Below are 1,760 nucleotides of genomic sequence, written 5' to 3'. Positions count from 1 at the left end.
GAATAATGAAAAACTGCGAGGAACTCCTCTCGGTATGCAGCTACTACTACTTTTTTGCCTGCGAAGGCAGCGAAAATAGCAAGGGCATGGCATACGAGCGAGAGCTTGCAAGGCAGCTCGGCGTAAGGGAGCTGAAATTTAGTCTTTTCGATGAGTGAGAGGCATGCGGTGCGGATCGTAAGAAAAGGAAAATCAAGCCTTCCGATCTGCTTACAATACGGCTACGTCATAAAATACGGACTAGCCAGAAGATTTAAAATTTTAGAAAGGAGAAAGAGATGATAAAAGCCATGTCGATGCTGGCGGGGCTAAGCCTAGCTATAAGCGACACCAGCACACTTGGCGGCGTGCCAATGCAAACCAAAACCAGAAGAAGCAGGATGGCTTTTGCTAAGAGCCAAATAACAAAAGGCGCGAAGCATAAAAGCCAAGTAATAAGAGCAAACAGAAGAAAATCAAAACTAAGGAGTAGAAAATGGAAATAAAAAGCTTTAGCGATATAGATAATGCGCTAAAAAAGGTGTGCGAGCTAAGTGTAGGTATCGAAAAGATCAACGGCGAAGTAACGCTTGAGTGCAACCGCATCAAAGAGAGCAGAAAGGCCGAAGTTGAGCGGCTAGAGAGCGAGAAAAACTATATCGAGCAGCAAATCACGTTTTTTTGCGAAGAAAACAAGCACGAATTTGCCGAAAAACGCTCGAAGGAATTTACCTTTGGCGAGATCGGCTACCGCCTAACTAAAAGTGTGAGCTTGCCTCGTATTAAGGCAAAAGTAGAAAGCCTGCTAAAGGCGATCAAAAGCTACGGGCTAGCCAAAGAGTGCATCATATACGAGGAAAAACCTAATAAAGACGCTCTAGCGGAGCTAAAAGATGAAGATCTCGTAAAGCTGGGACTAACAAGAACTATAAAAGATAGCTTCCGCATAGTGCCAAAAATTGAGAGTTTGGAGGCAGGACAATGATAGAGCCAAAATATAGGATAAAAGATAAAGCCGATTTTGAGAGAATTTTTAAAAGAGCTGCTGAACTTGATAACGAAGAACTGGGCGATAGCTTTATAGTAGAAGGCAACCACGATATAACCTACGGCAGCATAAAGGCTACTTGCGAGCTAATCGGATATGATTTGCTTCTTTTATCGCAAGAAACAGTGGACGATTTAGAAAGAGGCAAGTATTCGCATATCGATACTTTTTACATCGATATCGTCAATTTAACCATGCTGGATCAAAATTTTAAGGGTACTCACTCTTTGTTCGGCGGGGCCATCCCCGATGAACTGGATATAGATGACGACGGTACGCTTAGGCTATGGTTCGATTAAAGTTAAAGGGCTTTAAGCCCTTTAACAAGCCTTTTAATCGGCTTTAAAGGCTTGTTAAAGAGTTTAAAATTTTAAGGAAAAACGATGGCTATTTTACTATCCATAAAGCCTAAATTTGCAGATATGATACTTGGTGGTGTTAAAAAAGTAGAATATAGAAAAGCACTAGCCTCTATCGCAAATGATAGGATATTTTTATATGCCACGGCACCGATAAAAAAGGTGGTCGGCGAGGTAAAAGTCAAAAGAGCCGATAGAAGCGAAAACAAAGAGGCGGTATGGGCTTGCTATTTGGACTGCTCGGGAATTACTAAAGAGGAATTCGACGAATATTTTAAGGGTAAAAAATGTGCCTCTTGGTATTTTTTAGAAGAGCCAATAAGATATAAAAAACCTCAAAATATAAGATATTTCGGAGTAAAAAGTGCCCCACG

General features: G+C 41.2%; 4 protein-coding genes. All 4 read left to right on the top strand.

The window, feature by feature from the left end; translation table 11 throughout:
- Positions 1-278: 278 nt before the first annotated feature.
- Positions 279-485, top strand: coding sequence for a hypothetical protein (locus tag Q0257_RS08190; RefSeq protein ID WP_298023852.1), 207 nt, complete (start codon positions 279-281; stop codon positions 483-485).
- On the top strand, positions 476-964 hold the full coding sequence (locus Q0257_RS08185; protein ID WP_297959206.1) for a host-nuclease inhibitor Gam family protein: 489 nt from the start codon (positions 476-478) through the stop codon (positions 962-964). The genes Q0257_RS08190 and Q0257_RS08185 overlap by 10 nt, the downstream gene beginning before the upstream one ends.
- Positions 961-1,326 carry a hypothetical protein gene (locus Q0257_RS08180; protein ID WP_298023850.1) on the top strand — a complete coding sequence of 122 codons (366 nt, stop codon included), beginning with the start codon at positions 961-963 and terminating at the stop codon, positions 1,324-1,326. Before Q0257_RS08185 ends, Q0257_RS08180 begins: the two co-directional genes overlap by 4 nt.
- 84 nt (positions 1,327-1,410) lie before the next feature.
- The coding region (locus tag Q0257_RS08175; RefSeq protein WP_298023847.1) for an ASCH domain-containing protein at positions 1,411-1,760 on the top strand (350 nt) is incomplete at its 3' end.

The sequence above is a fragment of the uncultured Campylobacter sp. genome (assembly GCF_938018035.1).
In the GTDB taxonomy this organism is placed as follows: Bacteria; Campylobacterota; Campylobacteria; order Campylobacterales; family Campylobacteraceae; genus Campylobacter_B.
Note: the sequence above shows the minus strand (reverse complement) of the source record. Positions and strands in the feature narration are given on the sequence as shown.

Excerpts from the sequence above, each read along its gene's own strand:
- Q0257_RS08190 (WP_298023852.1), top strand. The coding sequence starts at position 279 with ATGATAAAAGCCATGTCGATGCTGGCGGGGCTAAGCCTAGCTATAAGC.
- Q0257_RS08185 (WP_297959206.1), top strand. The coding sequence starts at position 476 with ATGGAAATAAAAAGCTTTAGCGATATAGATAATGCGCTAAAAAAGGTG.
- Q0257_RS08180 (WP_298023850.1), top strand. The coding sequence starts at position 961 with ATGATAGAGCCAAAATATAGGATAAAAGATAAAGCCGATTTTGAGAGA.